This is a genomic window from Acidobacteriota bacterium (assembly GCA_016208495.1).
Lineage (GTDB): Bacteria > Acidobacteriota > Blastocatellia > Chloracidobacteriales > Chloracidobacteriaceae > JACQXX01.
Genome location: JACQXX010000101.1, coordinates 1 through 16,762 on the forward strand (window position 1 = coordinate 1; position 16,762 = coordinate 16,762).

14 protein-coding genes are annotated in these 16,762 nt (G+C 49.8%); 5 read left to right on the top strand and 9 right to left on the bottom strand.

Annotated features, from left to right (window positions below):
- Positions 1-99: 99 nt before the first annotated feature.
- On the bottom strand, positions 100-459 hold the full coding sequence (locus HY774_20515; protein ID MBI4750869.1) for a hypothetical protein: 360 nt from the start codon (positions 457-459) through the stop codon (positions 100-102).
- Between the two features lie 90 nt (positions 460-549).
- On the opposite strand from HY774_20515, the gene HY774_20520 reads away from it, so the two are divergent.
- Positions 550-2,103, top strand: a complete 1,554-nt coding sequence (locus HY774_20520; protein ID MBI4750870.1) for a hypothetical protein — start codon at positions 550-552, stop codon at positions 2,101-2,103.
- A gap of 286 nt (positions 2,104-2,389) precedes the next feature.
- On the top strand, positions 2,390-3,202 hold the full coding sequence (locus tag HY774_20525; protein MBI4750871.1) for an SDR family oxidoreductase: 813 nt from the start codon (positions 2,390-2,392) through the stop codon (positions 3,200-3,202).
- 299 nt (positions 3,203-3,501) lie between these two features.
- Here the strand turns inward: HY774_20525 and HY774_20530 are convergent, their stop codons facing one another.
- The 6 genes from HY774_20530 to HY774_20555 all read right to left on the bottom strand — a co-directional run bounded on the left by HY774_20530 (position 3,502) and on the right by HY774_20555 (position 9,726).
- The gene (locus HY774_20530) at positions 3,502-3,789 is read right to left on the bottom strand and encodes a hypothetical protein (protein ID MBI4750872.1); all 288 of its coding nucleotides are present in this window, start codon (positions 3,787-3,789) and stop codon (positions 3,502-3,504) included.
- A gap of 26 nt (positions 3,790-3,815) precedes the next feature.
- Positions 3,816-4,535, bottom strand: coding sequence for a PH domain-containing protein (locus HY774_20535; GenBank protein MBI4750873.1), 720 nt, complete (start codon positions 4,533-4,535; stop codon positions 3,816-3,818).
- Entirely contained in the window at positions 4,528-5,064 is a 537-nt protein-coding gene (locus tag HY774_20540) for a PH domain-containing protein (GenBank protein MBI4750874.1), read from the bottom strand. Before HY774_20540 ends, HY774_20535 begins: the two co-directional genes overlap by 8 nt.
- Positions 5,065-5,352: 288 nt before the next feature.
- Positions 5,353-7,206, bottom strand: coding sequence for a phosphoenolpyruvate carboxykinase (GTP) (locus HY774_20545; GenBank protein ID MBI4750875.1), 1,854 nt, complete (start codon positions 7,204-7,206; stop codon positions 5,353-5,355).
- A gap of 1,559 nt (positions 7,207-8,765) precedes the next feature.
- A complete protein-coding gene (locus tag HY774_20550) occupies positions 8,766-8,825 on the bottom strand; it encodes a nuclear transport factor 2 family protein (protein ID MBI4750876.1) in 60 nt (19 codons plus the stop codon).
- Between the two features lie 427 nt (positions 8,826-9,252).
- A complete protein-coding gene (locus HY774_20555; GenBank protein MBI4750877.1) occupies positions 9,253-9,726 on the bottom strand; it encodes a nuclear transport factor 2 family protein in 474 nt (157 codons plus the stop codon).
- 230 nt (positions 9,727-9,956) lie between these two features.
- On the opposite strand from HY774_20555, the gene HY774_20560 reads away from it, so the two are divergent.
- Positions 9,957-10,160, top strand: a complete 204-nt coding sequence (locus tag HY774_20560; GenBank protein MBI4750878.1) for a hypothetical protein — start codon at positions 9,957-9,959, stop codon at positions 10,158-10,160.
- Positions 10,161-10,265: 105 nt separating this feature from the next.
- Positions 10,266-10,877: a gliding-motility protein MglA gene (locus HY774_20565; protein MBI4750879.1), complete on the top strand. Its 612-nt coding sequence runs from the start codon at positions 10,266-10,268 to the stop codon at positions 10,875-10,877.
- A 253-nt stretch (positions 10,878-11,130) separates the two neighbouring features.
- Here the strand turns inward: HY774_20565 and HY774_20570 are convergent, their stop codons facing one another.
- Positions 11,131-12,918, bottom strand: coding sequence for an AarF/ABC1/UbiB kinase family protein (locus tag HY774_20570; GenBank protein MBI4750880.1), 1,788 nt, complete (start codon positions 12,916-12,918; stop codon positions 11,131-11,133).
- Positions 12,919-13,167: 249 nt separating this feature from the next.
- Here HY774_20570 and glgX point away from each other — a divergent pair, with 249 nt between their 5' ends.
- Entirely contained in the window at positions 13,168-15,330 is a 2,163-nt protein-coding gene (gene glgX, locus HY774_20575) for a glycogen debranching protein GlgX (GenBank protein ID MBI4750881.1), read from the top strand.
- Positions 15,331-15,495: 165 nt separating this feature from the next.
- Here glgX and HY774_20580 read toward each other — a convergent pair whose 3' ends face one another.
- Entirely contained in the window at positions 15,496-16,200 is a 705-nt protein-coding gene (locus tag HY774_20580) for an ABC transporter ATP-binding protein (GenBank protein ID MBI4750882.1), read from the bottom strand.
- Between the last annotated feature and the right edge of the window lie 562 nt (positions 16,201-16,762).

Here is a 16,762-nt window from a genome sequence, read left to right on the forward strand (position 1 = left end):
GTACTGGATGCCTCGATCATTCTTTTTTCGGAAGTTGCCCTCAAAGGCGTGGTTTTGAGAAACTATCGAAAAAACCCACTCCGCTGTATTTTCAATAAGTTACAGAAGAAACCTGCTGCTTAAATTGGTAAAACACGAGTTAATGCTGGGTTTATCAAAGTCTTTGGGAGGTGTTGAATCAGCCCATTCTTTGGCTTTTTGGGCCATTTCATTTGCCCGGGCACGGATGGGCTTATAATCGCCTTCCTCCATTGGATGGAAGGTGTTTGACATCACAGTATGAAAGGCTTTGAGTTCTTTCCAATCACCGGGTTTCTGCGCCGAAACCGCCGGTTTGGCTGGTTTCCCAGCCGCATCCACTGATACAACCTCTGCGAAATGAACGTATCCAAGACCCGTGGCCAATGTCAGGGCCATTCCGGTTAGACTCAACCAACGCCAAAATCCTTTTTTATTCATGGGGAAGAAGTTCCTTTACTGCGAATTTTTCAAGAAATAAGGGGCAAAGTGTTCGCGATGATCAATCACGAAACTAAAGTGAGAAAAAGAATGCACACAATAATGGAATCACTGATTTTGATCAACCGGGTGTTTTTTTCAGGCACGTTCCGGATGCTGCTGGCCGTGACCTGGATGCTTTTCCTTGTGGCCCAACCGATCCAGGCGGGTCCGAAACTCCCTTCTCCAAATGACCTGCTCAAACGCTATACCAAAGCTAGCGGCGGCGACAAACTCCTCAAACCGCTCCGCCAGACCAGTTACCAGGGAACGGCTCTCACGGCGGATGGGCAAAAAGGCACGTTTTCCCTTGATCTGGAATCGCCCAACCGTCGCCGGTTTGAATTGAACTTTGACGCTGACAACCGGTTGGAACTTGCCACTGGAACATCCGTCTGGATGCGCTCCACCCGTGGCGGAGACACCACACTCCTGGACGAGGCCGCGCGCCAGCTCAAAGCTGAAGTCACGATTTTGGCCAATCGCCGGTTTGACTATAAAGCCCAGGCGTTTACAGCCCGGGCAATTCCTCCATTCCAGGCAGAAGGCCAAACCTGGCCCGGCATCGAGTTTATTTCGCGCCAGCGGGCTCAGATACGGGCGTATTTTGATGGCCAAACTGGTTTCTTACGGCGACTTGAAAGCGGTGATGGCAACACCCGGCGGCAAGTTGATTTTTCAGAGTATCGGCCCGTGGATGGAATCCAGGAACCATCGGTGATGGTGCTCCGCGAAGGCGACGTCGTGACCAGATTGCAGATCGAAACGGTGCACCACAATTCGGGGCTGTCAGCCAGTCATTTCAATATTCCAAAAGCAGCCGATGACCTCGACCTGCAAACACTGTTTCTTCAAGTTGATCAAAACCAGACAGCGATTGATGATCGGGTTACCAATTACACCTATTTATTGACTGAAACCCGTCGGGACCTTGAAAAAAACGGCCAGGTGAAAGAAACCACAGTCAAAGTGTATGAAGTGTACCCGTTACCCGGTCGAGAGCGGGTCCGTAAACTGGTGAGCGTCAACAATAAACCGCTCTCAGCCAAAGATGCCGAGGAAGAACAAAAACGCATGGCTGAATTCATCCGGGAAAATGAAAACCGGCAGGAAAAACAGAAAACCGGAAAAAGCGAGGCCAATGACAATTCCAAAAAGCGTGGTCTTGGCATTTCAAATTTCTTGAAGGTTTGTGAATTTATCAATCCCCGGCGGGAAACCCTTCGTGGTCGAACCGTTGTGGTGTGTGATTTCAGACCCCGGAAAGGATACAAGCCCGCCAACGACACTGAAAAAATTGTGGCCAAACTGGCTGGAACCATCTGGATTGATGAAGCGGACAAGGTTGTGAACCGACTGGAAGGCCGCTTTGATGACGACTTTAAAGTCGCTGGTGGCTTGCTCGCTTCCCTGAAAAAGGGTGCCGCGTTTACTTTCGACCAAATTCGAACTGAAGAAGGCGTCTGGCTTCCGCTTCGAGAAGATTTCAACGCCGGTATCAAGCTCTTTCTGTTTGCTGGATTGAATGTCAGTGTTGAGAACCGATACAGTGACTACAAACGCTTTTCAGTTACCACAAAGATTGACGGGGAGGAAACACCCTGAAATCTGACAGGATGACAAAGTGACAGGGTGACAGGGTGACATCTGACAGAATGACATCTGACAGGGTGACATCTGACAATGTGACCATGTGAGAAAAGGAACCAGTTATTTAGTTTTCCAGGCAAGGTGAATTGTTTAGGCAAAACATTGGATAGGCCCGAGAATTCATCATTTTGTCATCTTGTCACCTGTCACCTTGTCATCTTGTCACTCTGTCACCCTGTCACTTTGTCATCTTGTCAGTTCCCCAACTATGTCCCATATTCCTGCGCTCACCAACCGCGTTATCTTTCTGACTGGATGTGCCAGCGGGATTGGTCTTGATTTGGCCAAAACGTTTTTTCAAAACGGAGATTCACTCGTTGTCACTGACATTCGGTTTGAAGAACTGCAAATGCAGATGAAACAAGCCGGGATTGCTGGTGAGCGGGTGCTGATTCGTCAACTTGATGTTTGCCGGTCTGAAATGTGGGACACACTCATTCAAGAAACAATTCAAAGGTTTGGAACGCTCGATGTGATGTTTAATGTCGCCGGGTTTATCAAGCCTGGATTTATTGCCGACCAGACGACAGAGGATATCAACCGCCATCTCGACATCAATGCCAAGGGCGTCATTTTTGGCACGCTGGCGGCAGCCCGTGTGATGAAATCACAATCATCAGGCCACATCATCAATATTGCTTCACTGGCCGGAGTCGCACCCATTCCAGGCATTGCTTTGTATTCAGCGGCAAAATTTGCGGTTCGCAGCTACTCAATTGCGGCGGCCCAGGAGCTGAAACAATGTGGGATTTCGGTCACGGTGATCTGCCCGGATGCCGTCCAAACCCCAATGCTCGACCTGCAACTCGATACCCAGGCGGCGGCGCTCGTTTTTTCTGGGACCAAACCACTGACCGTTGACGACATCCGTCAGGTCATTCTTCACAAGGTACTTCCTCAGCGTCCGGTGGAGGTCTTGATCCCATCAACCCGTGGCTGGCTGGCCAAACTAGCCAATCTTTTTCCATCACTGAGTCTGATGCTCCAGCCGTTTCTGATCAAACGCGGGTTGAGCCAGCAACACCAACTTCAGGGAAAGCGAAAGAGCAAGTAGTCAATATCAGTGAGTAGCCAGTAGCGAGTAGCAAACAAGAGCGAGTAGTGAGTCGCGAGATAGCAAGTAGTCAATCCAATCTGAACAGCCAGGAAGCAAAAATGCCTTTAAAGAAAGTAGTCAATTAACCATTTTCATTATCAACATTATTCACCCACCAAATAATTCTAACTCTTTGCTCCTCCCAGGGGACCCTTCGCTGATGCTCCTTTCACCTAAGGCTTTAAACCTTTCACGATTTGTGCATCTGGTTTGTCTGACTACTCGCTATCTCGCTACTCGCTACTCGCTCTTGTTTGCTACTTCGCGACTTCGCTACTTCGCTCCGCATACTTTTGATACCGGCGCTCATTGATGTACCACGTCGTTACACCAAAGAGTGCCCCGCCAAGCGCCCAAACAAAAGCAGAAACCAGGATCATTCCCTGGGTAAGCAGACGATCAGGGCGATTGTTGACAAAAAAAGTCATGATCGCAAACATGGGGACTCCCCAAAAAAGAACCCCGTGAAAGAGAATGTATTTGGTTCTCCCCATTTCACGTGTTTTCTCCCAGGCTTCGAGGTCTTTCGGCATCTCCTTTTTCATATCTCCTCCGAAGGGTGACGTTGGGTTCAGGTAAGGTTCGAAGTTTCCAATACCTTTCGTAATTGACGGGCTTCGTCCAGGATTTCCTTGACTAAAACTGGGTTCAGAGCCGGGTGGTTCCGGTCGTGATGGACATGATCGTCTGGATCACCCAACCCTGCTGTTCGATGTTGCTTTAACTTCAGAAGAATTAAATCCCGCAGGTGCTCGGCATTGCTGACACCGCGCAACACAGCCTGATGGGATTGAGTACTGCCCTGGTGTGGTCCAGAACCTCCACCGGCGGTATTGATTTCGACGTTTGAAAATCCAAACCAGCGTTCAACCGGTCCCTGCCTGACGAACACATTTTGGGCATTGGCAAAGGTCAGGCAGATTTCACGGACATCCATTGCGCCCTCGCGAATCAACACGCTCCGATCCGTGATGACATACCATCTCATTTCATAATCCAACCGCAAGGTCATATAAATCAGAGCCGCTTTGATGGCCAGGAAAATCCACAGGGGGATAATCACAAAGATCGTCAATGGATTCACAAGAAAGAGAATACAGCTAAAAAATGTACCAAGCCCCGCCATTGCCGCCAGATAGATCCGCCAGGTAAGCAACTGAAAATCCCAAAACGCCGGGCAGGCACGCACAATTTCAAGGAAATCGCCTTCCCGGTGACCAGGTAACGGCTGCGGTTTCTTATCTTCGACTTTCAGCAAGGCCAGGACGATGCGTTTCCACCATTCATACATGACGTTTGCCCTCCACCAGTTCCCGGATGACCCGAAGTTCATCACGAATCCCCGCCAGCATGTCATCTACTGATTGTTCGACAGCAACCAGGGGTTGAGCGGCGGCGCCTACTTTTTGTCCTCGCATTCTGGAGTAGAGAAAGTTTCGGATTTCATTGTACTGACGAACTCCCACAATGGCCTCTTCAGCACTGGAATTTCCAGAAGCCGTCTGAATTTGAACGGTTCCCAACCCCAGCCAGCGTTCAAAAATGTTTCGGGAAACGTGAATATCTTGAATCCGAGAATAGGTCAGGTAGGTCTCTTGGCGCCACAAAATGCCATGAGAAACGGCAATCCCTTCATTATCAAAGCGATAGCGGAGCGTTTTAAATCGAAAATAAAGTGGCAGGAAAACGATTGGGAAGGCAATATTGGAGAGCAAGCAGTAGATAAAGTAGAGATAAAACAGATTGTCGTCAGGGCGGGTGATGGCAAAGACGGTTTTGGAATCAACCTCGATTAAGTGGGCGTCGTCATCGTGTTTCATGGGCAATTTCCTTTTTCTCGGGCTGAAAAATCCTCGGGCTTGGCGACGAATCAGAAGAACTGATGAGTCAGTACCACCTGCGTGAGCGGGTGGGGTTAGAAACAAACCAGCCCACTCACTGACGCGGGTGGTACTGACTTAACGCCATTTCTTCCAGAAAAAACACCCGACAGGAAAGGTGTTTCCTATCGGGTGTTAAGAGTGAAGACGTGCTTCACGAAGTCCAGAGCTCAGGCAAATCATGATTCCTGGTGACAGTGCGGTCTCCGGAAAAATTGTTCACCGGGATTAGTCAGCGGCGTGGGCTTCGTGATACCGCTCCGGGGCCAGTTCCCACCGTTCCGGCGACCTCCAGAGACTTGAAAGTGTCAATTCACGCATGAGCATGAATTCCTTGGGCAACCGGTCATAGAGTTTTTCAAACAACTCTTCGTGGGACAAAATTTCCATTTTCCAGGCTTCGCGATCCACTGACATCAATTCCGTAAACTGTTCAGCCGAGAAGTTTTCCATGCCGTCCCAGTGAATGTCTTCGTGGCGTGGCATCCATCCAAGCGGGCTTTCGGTGCCATAGGCGCGCCCGTGAACCCGATCAACCACCCATTTCAGAATACGCATGTTTTCGCCAAAGCCCGGCCAGAGGAATTTGCCGTCGGCGTCTTTGCGGAACCAGTTGACACAGAAAATGCGTGGGGGATTTGGAATTCCGCGTCCGATTTGCAGCCAGTGATTAAAGTAATCACCCATGTGGTAACCGCAGAACGGCAGCATGGCCATTGGATCACGACGAACCTGCCCAATGTTTCCAAAGGCTGCGGCTGTCATCTCAGAACCAACTGTGGCCGCAAGATACACGCCAAAGTTCCAGTTCACGGCCTGGTACACCAGCGGAATCGCCGTTGCACGCCGACCGCCGAAAATCAAGGCACTGATGGGCACGCCGTTGGGACTTTCCCAATTTTTGTCAATGGATGGGCACTGGTTGGCTGGGGCCGTAAAGCGCGAATTTGGATGCGCGGCCTTGCGACCACAATCAGGTGTCCATTCATTTCCCTGCCAGTCAATGCAGCTTGCGGGTGGCTCATCGGTCATGCCTTCCCACCACACATCCCCATCTGGGGTCAACGCCACATTGGTAAAAATGGTGTTCTTTTCAATCGAAGCCATGGCATTTGGATTGGATTTGACCGAAGTGCCCGGGGCCACGCCAAAGTAACCGGCTTCGGGGTTGATGGCATACAGCTTGCCATCGGGTCCGGGCTTGATCCAGGCAATATCATCGCCCACCGTCGTCACCTTCCAGCCATCAAACCCCTTGGGCGGCACCAACATGGCAAAATTGGTTTTTCCACAAGCACTGGGGAACGCGGCGGCAACATAGGTTTTTTCGCCATCTGGCGCTTCAACCCCCAAAATCAACATATGCTCGGCCAGCCAGCCTTCATCACGTCCCATGACGGAAGCAATGCGCAGCGCCAGGCATTTTTTCCCGAGCAAGGCATTTCCGCCATAACCGCTACCATAGGACCAGATTGACCGATCTTCCGGGAAGTGAACGATGTACTTCACGGTCGGATTGCACGGCCACGAAATGTCAGCCTGTCCTGGCTCCAGCGGCATCCCAACTGAGTGCAGGCAAGGTACAAAATTGCCGTCACCTAAAATATCAAGCACTTTGCGGCCCATGCGGGTCATGATTTTCATATTGACCACAACATAGGGCGAATCGGTGATTTCAATCCCGATTTGAGCCATCGGCGAGCCAAGCGGTCCCATGCTGAACGGGATCACATACATGGTGCGTCCCTTCATTGAACCTGAAAACAAACCGTTTAAAGTCGCTTTCATTTCCTTCGGGTCCGCCCAGTTATTGTTCGGACCGGCATCGGCCTTGCGGGAACTGCAAATAAACGTCCGGTCTTCAACCCGGGCCACATCGCTCGGATCTGAAAGGGCCAGAAAACTGTTGGGTCGTTTTTCCTGGTTCAATCGCTTAAAAGTACCCGCCTGAACCATCTGGTCACAGAGCCGGTCATATTCTTCTTCTGAACCGTCGCACCAGTACACCGAATCGGGCGTACACAGCGCAACCATTTTTTCGACCCAGGCTTTAAGCTTGGGATTGGTCACATAGTCTGGAATCACTGACGAAGGTTGGGGTGATTCGAATTGAGTTTTGGTCTCCACAAGAAAATTCCTCCTTGTTCCAATACCAGGAAAGGACACCTCGCCCCTTCCGAGAGGCAACCGGATAAGTTCAAGTTAATATGAGTAAGTGAAAGTGAATGATGAGTAGGCATCTTTTGAGAATCTTGTGAGGGATTCACAAGTCAGTGGGAAATTATCACCATTCGAAAAAGAAAGAAACCCAAATCTTTGCGAAACAGCCTCCACACATGACACCACGTGGAATGGAAAACACCGGTTACTGACACAGAGGCTATCCCCTTTGGTCATCAAACTTCCAAACAGCCAATCCAATTCCAATTCCATTCCTTGAGATACTTTCTGGTTTGCTGAGCAGGTGGCTTTGGGCTCCTGGTTAAGGGTTGAAACACCAGCTTGTTTTGCAACCAAAATTGAAGGGTGGACTCCTGTGGGATGGGCGACAGAAAGGTATTTCCACCAGTTGGAACCGATTCCCTCTCGGAGTTAAAATTTTCTGACCGGTGTACCAGACCCAGTTGGGAGATTTTCCTGTGACACCAGTCTTTAATTTCTAATGAAGCAAATCACAAGCCACCAATCTCTGGAATGAAGAGAAAATCAAAGGAATATTTCGATCTGAGTCAGATGAAACAACTTGAGTCATCTAACTGCAGCAATATTCTGTTTTTTTGGTAGAAGGCATGATCAGGACCCGCGACTGAAAAATCAAACTAAACTATTCACAGTAAACCATTTAAGCAATATTATTTATTTTTCTCTATTTTTGGCACACCACTTGATTATATCCAAACCAGTGAAGCATGTGGTTTTCCTCCTCTCGGGAAACAGCAGAGAGACACAGTACGGACGCGGATTACTTGGGGTAGAACAGGACAGCAACCTTTGAGGTGCGTAGAAATATTCCGCGTCCGTTCTTCTATTCTTCGCCATCATTGTATCATTTCGGTTTTTATGATGTTTTTTTCCCACCCCTAAATCCAATCTGACAACCTGCCTCCGTAAGAGGCAGCATTGCAAGGTTCGCTTACCTTTATCGAACGCATAGCTTCTTGAAAAGCATTTTGGCCCAGAACATCCGTCACCCAGATCAAAATGACCTGAGTGCCAGTGTTCTGGGCCTTTTTTTGTCTTCATCTATCCAAATTTCAACTTCAGCCGGGCTATAGCTCCTCTGAAAAATACCTGACGAACCGCCGTCCGCCCTGTTTTTCATTGTTTCTGGGCGTCGGTAAAGCCGACATGAATGACTCTTCAGAAAAAGGTACGGAGTTCAAGCTTTAGCCTGCTTCCGTCGAACAAATCAATCAAATCAAGTTGAATCAACAACTTGAATGCAGTGAAGGAAAAGTTTTCGCAAGCTGAAGCTTGAACTCTGAACGGAAATCATTTTCTGAAAGGCTATACATAGCGACGGCTCATCAATTGCAGAATGGCATAAAACAACCAGCCGCTGATTTGCAGCCGCCAGAAGGAAAGCGAACCACCTTCAAGCAAGTTGTTGAATTTTGTGTGCGTGGTGTTCATTTTTTAGGCTAGGCGTGAAAGGTTTTGTTGACAATTTTCCATTCGCCTTCAATTTTGAGCATGGACATTTGAACCTCCCCTGCCTACCGCTACGCAGTTGAGGCAGAGATTCTTCCTGTTCCGGACAACCGCTTCCGTGCCTGCTCGGAGCAGACGGCTCTAAGTTGCCTTTTCCAGGTGTCGCGCGAGATGCTCTACCGGTGTGTGGAGCGCCGGTTTGGGAACCGAGTTCCCGCTGTTGCATCTGTGACAAGTCCACAGTTCCCGGACTGACCGCGCATGGTCCTGAAATCGCTTTCAGGCCGGACGCCAAGGTTCGATGGCGATGGATACCGGATCGTGCCTGATCAAGACTCACGACCCATTTTCCGTCGGTCCAGGAGGTCAATAACCGGCTCGCTGGGAGCCAGGTCGCTTTCAGGTTCAATCGCACCGTCTCCGGGCGTTTCGGCTCTTCGGATTGAGTTGCTTTCAAAAGCTGACGGTGTGGTGACACTATAAACTTGCCACCTCGGTAGGGCAACTCTTTTTTCGGCTGCGATTCATCCCCGCCCGACCGCTTCGCGGTTGAGGGCGGGGCTTTCTCGCATTTTTTCTGGTAAAGGTCACGGTGGGATATTCCAGCACCACTTTGACCACGGCGACATTGCCGGTGATATCAATCGAGTCAATTCGGCGTTTGCGTTGGGCTTCGTCGGGTGCTGGTTTCCCAGTAAATCGTCCCGCAAACTCCACCAGAGTGAATTGTGAAAATTTCCCTTCACGGACGAAAAACAGTTTGGCTTCCGGGTGGAATGCTTTTTTGATGTATTCGGCATCACCCGTGGCTTGAGCCTTGAAATAGTTTTCAATCGGAATCTTGACGGCCTCGGTTTCAGGTGATTGAGCGACACACACTGCGGGACAAATCATCAACAGCCCAAAAAGCACCGCCTTTGTCCACACGGTTCTGGTTAACTTGAAAATCATGGAGTTTCTCCTCAGTAGAAATAGTCTTCGTTCAAAGACAAAACTTCCGGAGACAACCCAGGCCATTGTAAAATGAGCGACTCGAAGATTTTGTTCTTGAACGAAGGGGCCGCTATGCTACAGGCTGCAGTTCACCCAGACGAGGACTTCTCTACAAACGGCCCCGTACATCGGCAACCGGTTACTCAGATCGGTCAAAGGCTGGCACTCATCTTATGGAGCGGAAAACGATGATCACCATTGGACTTGTCGCTTTGGCAGCCATCGGAGGCTATCTGATTGGAGCTTTTGGCGGTGGCTATCTGGTCTTCCAGCTTTCATCCAACCGACACGACCGGGAGTTAGAGGCCGCGATGACCGGGGCTTTCGCAATTGGTCCAGTCGTAAGCCTTTTAGCGGGGATTGGCATGCTGATATTTCGGCTCTCCAAATAAATCCAACCAAAAGGTGCTGCCATTTTTCCAGGAAAAATTTTTCGAGGTTTTTGTCATGGCGCTCACTCCAGATAAAAGAAACAAAAAATTCTGGAGGTTGGCGAAATGGTGGCAATCAATATGGCAACTCGCGAAATTAGTTGCAAAGTGGTGTACTACGGGCCTGGTCTGGGCGGAAAAACAACCAATGTCCGGCACATTTACGAGACCGCCGCGCCGCACACCCGAGGCAAACTGGTCACACTCGATACCGACACTGAACGGACCCTGTTTTTTGACTTTATGCCGCTGGAACTGGGGGAAATTCGGGGATTCAGGACCCGGTTTCATCTCTACACCGTGCCGGGCCAGTACCATTACAAAGCCAGTCGGAAATTGATTGTTCGTGGATTAGATGGTGTTGTGTTTGTTGCCGACAGCCAGTTTGAGCGCATGGATGCGAATATCGAAATGCTCAATGATCTGGCGGAACACTTGCAGGAACAAGGGCTGGATTTTTATCGGGTACCGTATGTGCTCCAACTTAACAAGCGGGATGCGCCTGGGATTATTCCCGTCCGCGAGATGAAACGCGAGTTGATGCGCAAAAACGAACAGGTGATCGAGGCCACAGCCAGCCAGGGAATCGGAGTATTTGAAACCTTAAAAGCGATTGCCAAACTGGTTTTGACCGAACTCCGCAATAACAACCAGCAGCCGCAAACCATGCGAATGTAGAATCTGGTTAGTGGTTAGTGGTGCCAGTTAAGGGTTGAAATTGAGACTTCAAAATCAACAGCTTACAGACAGCAAATTGAACGTCCGAAATTTGAGATTTTGATAAGCCCTTTGTTTTCAACGAACAATTTTTTCAACCCTTAACTGGCATTAGTGATTAGTGGTTAGTTCTTGGTGCCTGGTTCTTCTTCGAAAGTATTGATTTCTAACCACTAACTACTAACCACTAATCACTAACTACTAAAAGAATTCTTCATTCCGCCGGTGCTTCGGCCATGGTCTCTGAAGTTCCGCCCAGGAAGCGGCTGACCACATCTCCGGCCCAATCAAGGCCCAGTTCAGCCAGGAATTGCGTTGTGACCAACCCGACGCGGGCCAGATTGCGCGAAAGCCCAAACAAAATCTGTTGCAGTTCCCAGGTGGAAATCTGGCTCGGGTACTCGCGGGACCAGGGCATATGTCGCAGTCGTTCGGGAATTTCTCCGATAATTTGTCCCAGCAGGTATCGGGTCACGTGCCAGTCGAGGTGGAAGGTCGAGTCTACGTCGTGGATCACCCCGATAATCGTAAACAGGCTCTTGCGGAACATCAACAGGGCGGCTGGAAATCGAATGCCTTCCAAAATCAGTTCGTCCAGCAACCGGGTCAAGGCGTCAATACGCACCAGCGGGAAGAGCGGCAGTTCGTCAATGATTTCCTGAACCTTGCGCCGGATGATTTCCTGTTGTTCGGGTCCCTGTTTACCCGTGGTCAACTTGCACGTGGACTTAAAGACTCGTTTGGCGTCTCGCAGGAAAAATCCCAAAATCAACTGCACGATGAAGCGCCGGGTTTCGCGATCAATTAGACAGCTCAATCCCCAGTCAAAGAGTGCCAGTTCATCCGTTTCCGGCTCATAAAACAAATTGCCGGCGTGCGGATCGGCGTGGAATAGCGCTTCTTCCTGTGGGTAGAAAATCACCGACAAAATCAATTTATCAATCACCAGTTGTGCAATTCGGTCACGCAGATGAGGATTCTTTTTTGCGGCTATCGTGACTTTCATCCCTGAGAGAAATTCCATTCCGGTAATGGCTTTGGTGCGCATCGGCAGCAGTTCTGGAACGCGAACATCCGCGTGGTCGGAATAAAACCGTGTTGCGTCGCGGAGCCGTTCCTGTTCGAAATGGAGCTTGACTTCGCGTTTGAGCAAATCGCGCACTTCCCGTAGAAGTTCTTTAAATCCAACAGTTGGCAGGCCATAGCTCGCCCGATTGTGGTCAAAATGGATGGCCAGGGCTTCGAGGGTTTTCAACTCTTCTTCCCAGTACTTCATAATGAACGGCTTGAGGACTTTGAACACACCGCGTTTACGCTCGCCTCCAGGGGCTTTCCAGGTAAATGGCACCACCGCGCAAACGCTGGCTTCGGCCAAAATCCTGGGGCTGACTTTGATTTTGTAGGACTCAATCTGGGATTTCAGTTCTTCCTGAACCCGCTGGACGATTGATTCATGCGTGACGTCGCGGATGCTGTTTTCCAGTTCCTGCAACCGATGCCGGAATTCAGGATCCAGGTTATGGTTGCGGGCAATGATCTGGCCCAGTTTTTGGAGCGTGGGCATGCGGGCGATCAACGTCAGCAACCGTTCCTGGACCGATGCTTCAAGCGGCGTCATCAACTGTTCGACCAGCTTGGTTTGCAATCGCTCACGACTTAACCGGCTTAAAATGATGTTCCCGGCGTCAACCACCATTGGTTTGTATTTTTGGTACACTTCGGGGACCAGTTCTTCAACTGGAATCAGTTCCAAAAGTACATCCACGATTTCCTTCCGGTTGCTTTCCAGATCAAGCTGCGAAATCAACCCATTCAACCGTTCTCTGGTCTGGTCCAAATTGGTCAGGCGATCTTCATCACCCAACAAATCAAAAAATTCCCCATGCAATTCGTCAGGTGCGAGTGCCAGCAATTTCATAAAAGCATTATAAGCCCGCTCGGCATTGGCCGCTTCCTGGACCGGGTCCAGTTTCTTATTGAATTTGAGCGAACGCTTGGACATCTGAGTTTCCTCTACTGTATGGGGTGAAAATTGATCGTGGGTGGAAATCATAAGGGGTAGCCTCACTCTACCACACGCCCTGCCTTTTGGTGAACGGTTCCGGTGGCAAGCTGGTGGTTTTTCATCGAAATTAAACCTGGGAAATAGTCAACTTTCCCGGCTTCTGGTAAGGTAGTGACGCCCCGCCCTGCAATTTGTTCCTGTTACCATACCAATCATCCGTTTTTCTTCCGAAACGACCAGACACCAATGAATCCAACTGCTTCTGACAACAGCAAGCTTGCCCTGATTTTTTCAAAAATTTTCACCATTGAACGCGGCAGTCCGTCCCCTTTTGGTGCAACTCTGAGGCCAAATGGAATCAATTTTGCTATTTTTTCAAAAAATGCAACGGCGGTGACCCTGGTGCTATTTGTGACGGGTGAATATGAGCCAATTGCCCAGATTCCGCTGGATCCGCATATCAATCGAACTGGCCATGTCTGGCATATTTTTATTCGTGGTCTGGATACAAAAATCCGGTATGGATATCGGATGGATATGGAGCCAAACCCGGAACCGGACCTCCATAAGTTCAACCCGGCCACAATTTTAGTTGATCCGTGCGCCAAGGCGTTGTCGGGGGCTTCTGTTTGGGGGGTTCCGTATCATCGGATCGGAGATGCCGACAGCGGATGGAAAGTCCGCAAACGCCGATCATTGATTGTGGAAAGTTATTTTGACTGGGGTCATGACCAGCCGCTGAATATACCGCTCTCGGAAACCATTTTGTATGAACTCCATGTCCGGGGTTTTACCTGCCACCACTCATCAACTGTCCAACATCCCGGTACATTCCTGGGATTGACTGAAAAAATTCCCTACCTGAAATCCCTTGGGGTAACCGCGGTTGAACTCCTGCCGATTATTGAATTTGAAGAACTTGAAAACCCACGGACCAACCCGATCACGGGCGAAACCCTTTTAAATTACTGGGGATACCATCCAATCAACTTTTTTGCCCCGAAAGCCGCCTATGCTGTGGACGGCCACCACGGACGACAGGTCAAAGAATTCAAGAAAATGGTCAAGACGTTTCACGAAGCCGGGATTGAGGTCATCCTGGATGTGGTCTTTAATCACACGGCGGAAGGTGATAAGCCAGGGCAAACATTCAGTTTTCGCGGAATTGATAATTCGGTTTACTACATGATAGACCTGGAAACCGGTGAATATATTAATTTTACCGGCTGTGGGAACACCATCAACTGCAATCATCCAGTGGTTCGGGATATGATTCTGGAATGTCTCCGGCATTGGGTCACCGAAATGCATGTTGATGGGTTTCGGTTTGATCTGGCCTCGATTCTAGGACGGGGACAAGACGGTGAGGTGCTCGCCAATCCTCCGGTATTAGAGCAAATTGCCGCGGACCCAATCCTGGCCAATACCAAACTCATTGCCGAAGCGTGGGACGCCGCCGGGTTGTATCAGGTCGGTACATTTCCAGCCTGGGGTCGCTGGGCTGAGTTAAATGGGAAATTTCGCGACGATGTGCGCAAATTTGTAAAAGGCGACGCCGGGATGGTGGGGACTATTGCCCAGCGGTTGATCGGGAGTCCTGATTTGTATTTTGCCAGCGGGCGCACGCCGCATCACAGCATCAACTTTATTACCAGTCACGACGGATTCACGCTGGCCGACCTCGTTTCCTACAACGTGAAGCACAACGAAGCCAACGGCGAGCAAAATCGAGATGGACTCGATGAAAACCATAGCTGGAATTGTGGTGTCGAAGGCCCGACCAATGTCGCTGAAATCAACAACCTCCGGCGACGGCAGATGAAAAATATGGCGGCACTCCTCTTGCTTTCCAATGGCGTTCCAATGATCCTGGCCGGCGACGAACTGGGGCGTACCCAGCAAGGCAATAACAATGCCTATTGTCAGGACAACGAAATAAGCTGGCAGAATTGGGAACTGCTCGAAAAGAATGCTGATCTGTTCCGGTTTTTCCGGCTCCTGATCCAGTTTCGCAAACGCTATTCAATTTTTCGGCATGGAAAATTTGGGCAGGTCTGGGAAAAAGGGACTTCAGCGGAATTTCACGGCCCCAAACTCGACTTTTTTGATAAGTCGTACCACTCGCGGTGCCTGGCGTTGCATATTCGGAGTGCTCGCCACCCAGCCGGATCAGACATCCCGGCTGATATTACCAACACCATTCATTTCTATCTGATCGCCAACATGCATTGGGAAGGCTGTGATTTTCAGCTCCCCGCTCTGACCCATGGAAAATCCTGGTATCGGATCGCTGACACCCACCTGGGTCCTCCGGACGATATTGCGGATGACGGAGAAGAAATCAAACTTGACCCGCAAACCCACTACTGGACCGGCCCGAGGACCGTGGTGGCGTTAATTGGGAAATAATACCATTTTGGGCTGAGGGTATCGGGCTAAGGGCTAAGGGAAATACAATTTTTTCAATAGTTTAGCCTCGCCGTAATAAGAGGACTTCATTCCAAAATGGTATAAAACCAGTTCTTCAGCCCTTAGCCCCAAGCCCTCAGCCCTGGTTTTCTCAGCCCGATGTTTTCATGCTGCTTCAGCCTGTTCTTCTTCGACCACGCGACCGTCAAAGAGGTGGATGGTTCGGTCCGCGTAGCGTGAAAACCGTGGGTCGTGGGTCACCATACAAATCGTCGCGCCACCCCGGTGCAGTTCGCGCAGCAAGTCCATCACGGCTTCGCCGTTTTTCGAGTCGAGGTTTCCGGTTGGTTCATCTGCGAGCAGGAGCAATGGGTCTCCGGCAATGGCTCGGGCCACGGCGACACGTTGTTGTTGACCGCCCGAGAGTTGACTCGGTAAATGCTTGGCGCGATGAGACATCCCCACTTTATCGAGTGCATCGTGAACCCGTTTCTTGCGTTCACCCGAGGACATTCCGCGATAGGTCAACGGCAATTCGACGTTTTCATACACCGTCAAATCTCCAATCAAATTAAAACTCTGGAAGATAAAGCCGATTTCACGGTTGCGAATCCGGGCGCGTTCTGAAAGTTTCAGGCTTTCAACCGGCTTATCATTCAGCCAGTAACCGCCGTCAGTCGGTGAGTCAAGTAACCCCAGGATTGACAGCAAGGTTGACTTCCCACATCCAGAGGGCCCGGCAATCGAGACATATTCACCTTTTTTGATTTCCAGATGGACACCTGAAAGCGCGTGGGTTTCAACTTCGTCGGTGTAAAACACCTTGGTGATGTTATCTAACCGGATCAATGATTTCGTGGTTTCTGACATTGTGTTTTCCTTCCTCGTATCACTCAAGACATTCGTTGCTGGTGTCAGTAGTCAGTAGTCAGTAGTTGATAAGTCAGTAGTCAGTAGTCAAAACCCAGATCGTTGAATTCGTCGAATTCTTGAAAAGAATTGTTCCTAATACTACAGCGAGGTTTTAATAAAAAACCGAGTTTTGAGCCCAGGAACTCCCGCGTAGGCACGCTAGCCCAGGGTGCAACCCTGGGACCAACGGCCCGACCTCCCTCCCACCCCACCGGCAACCCAGGGTTTCGAAGACTCCACCCTGGGCTACGAGCCAACACCCGCTTCGCAGGTTAAAACCGAAACCTCGCTGTAGTACTAAATGATTCAAATAAAACAAAATACACTTGACACGAATTCCAAAATCCCAACACTCGACTACTGACTACTGACTACTGACTACTGACTACTGACTACTGACTACTGACGAATAACTCTTTTGAATTAAGCTGATTTCGATCAACGGCATCCCAGGCCGACATATCTGAAAGTATGACCTGTTCACCGGGTTTAAGACCCTCAACGACTTCGATAGTGTTCA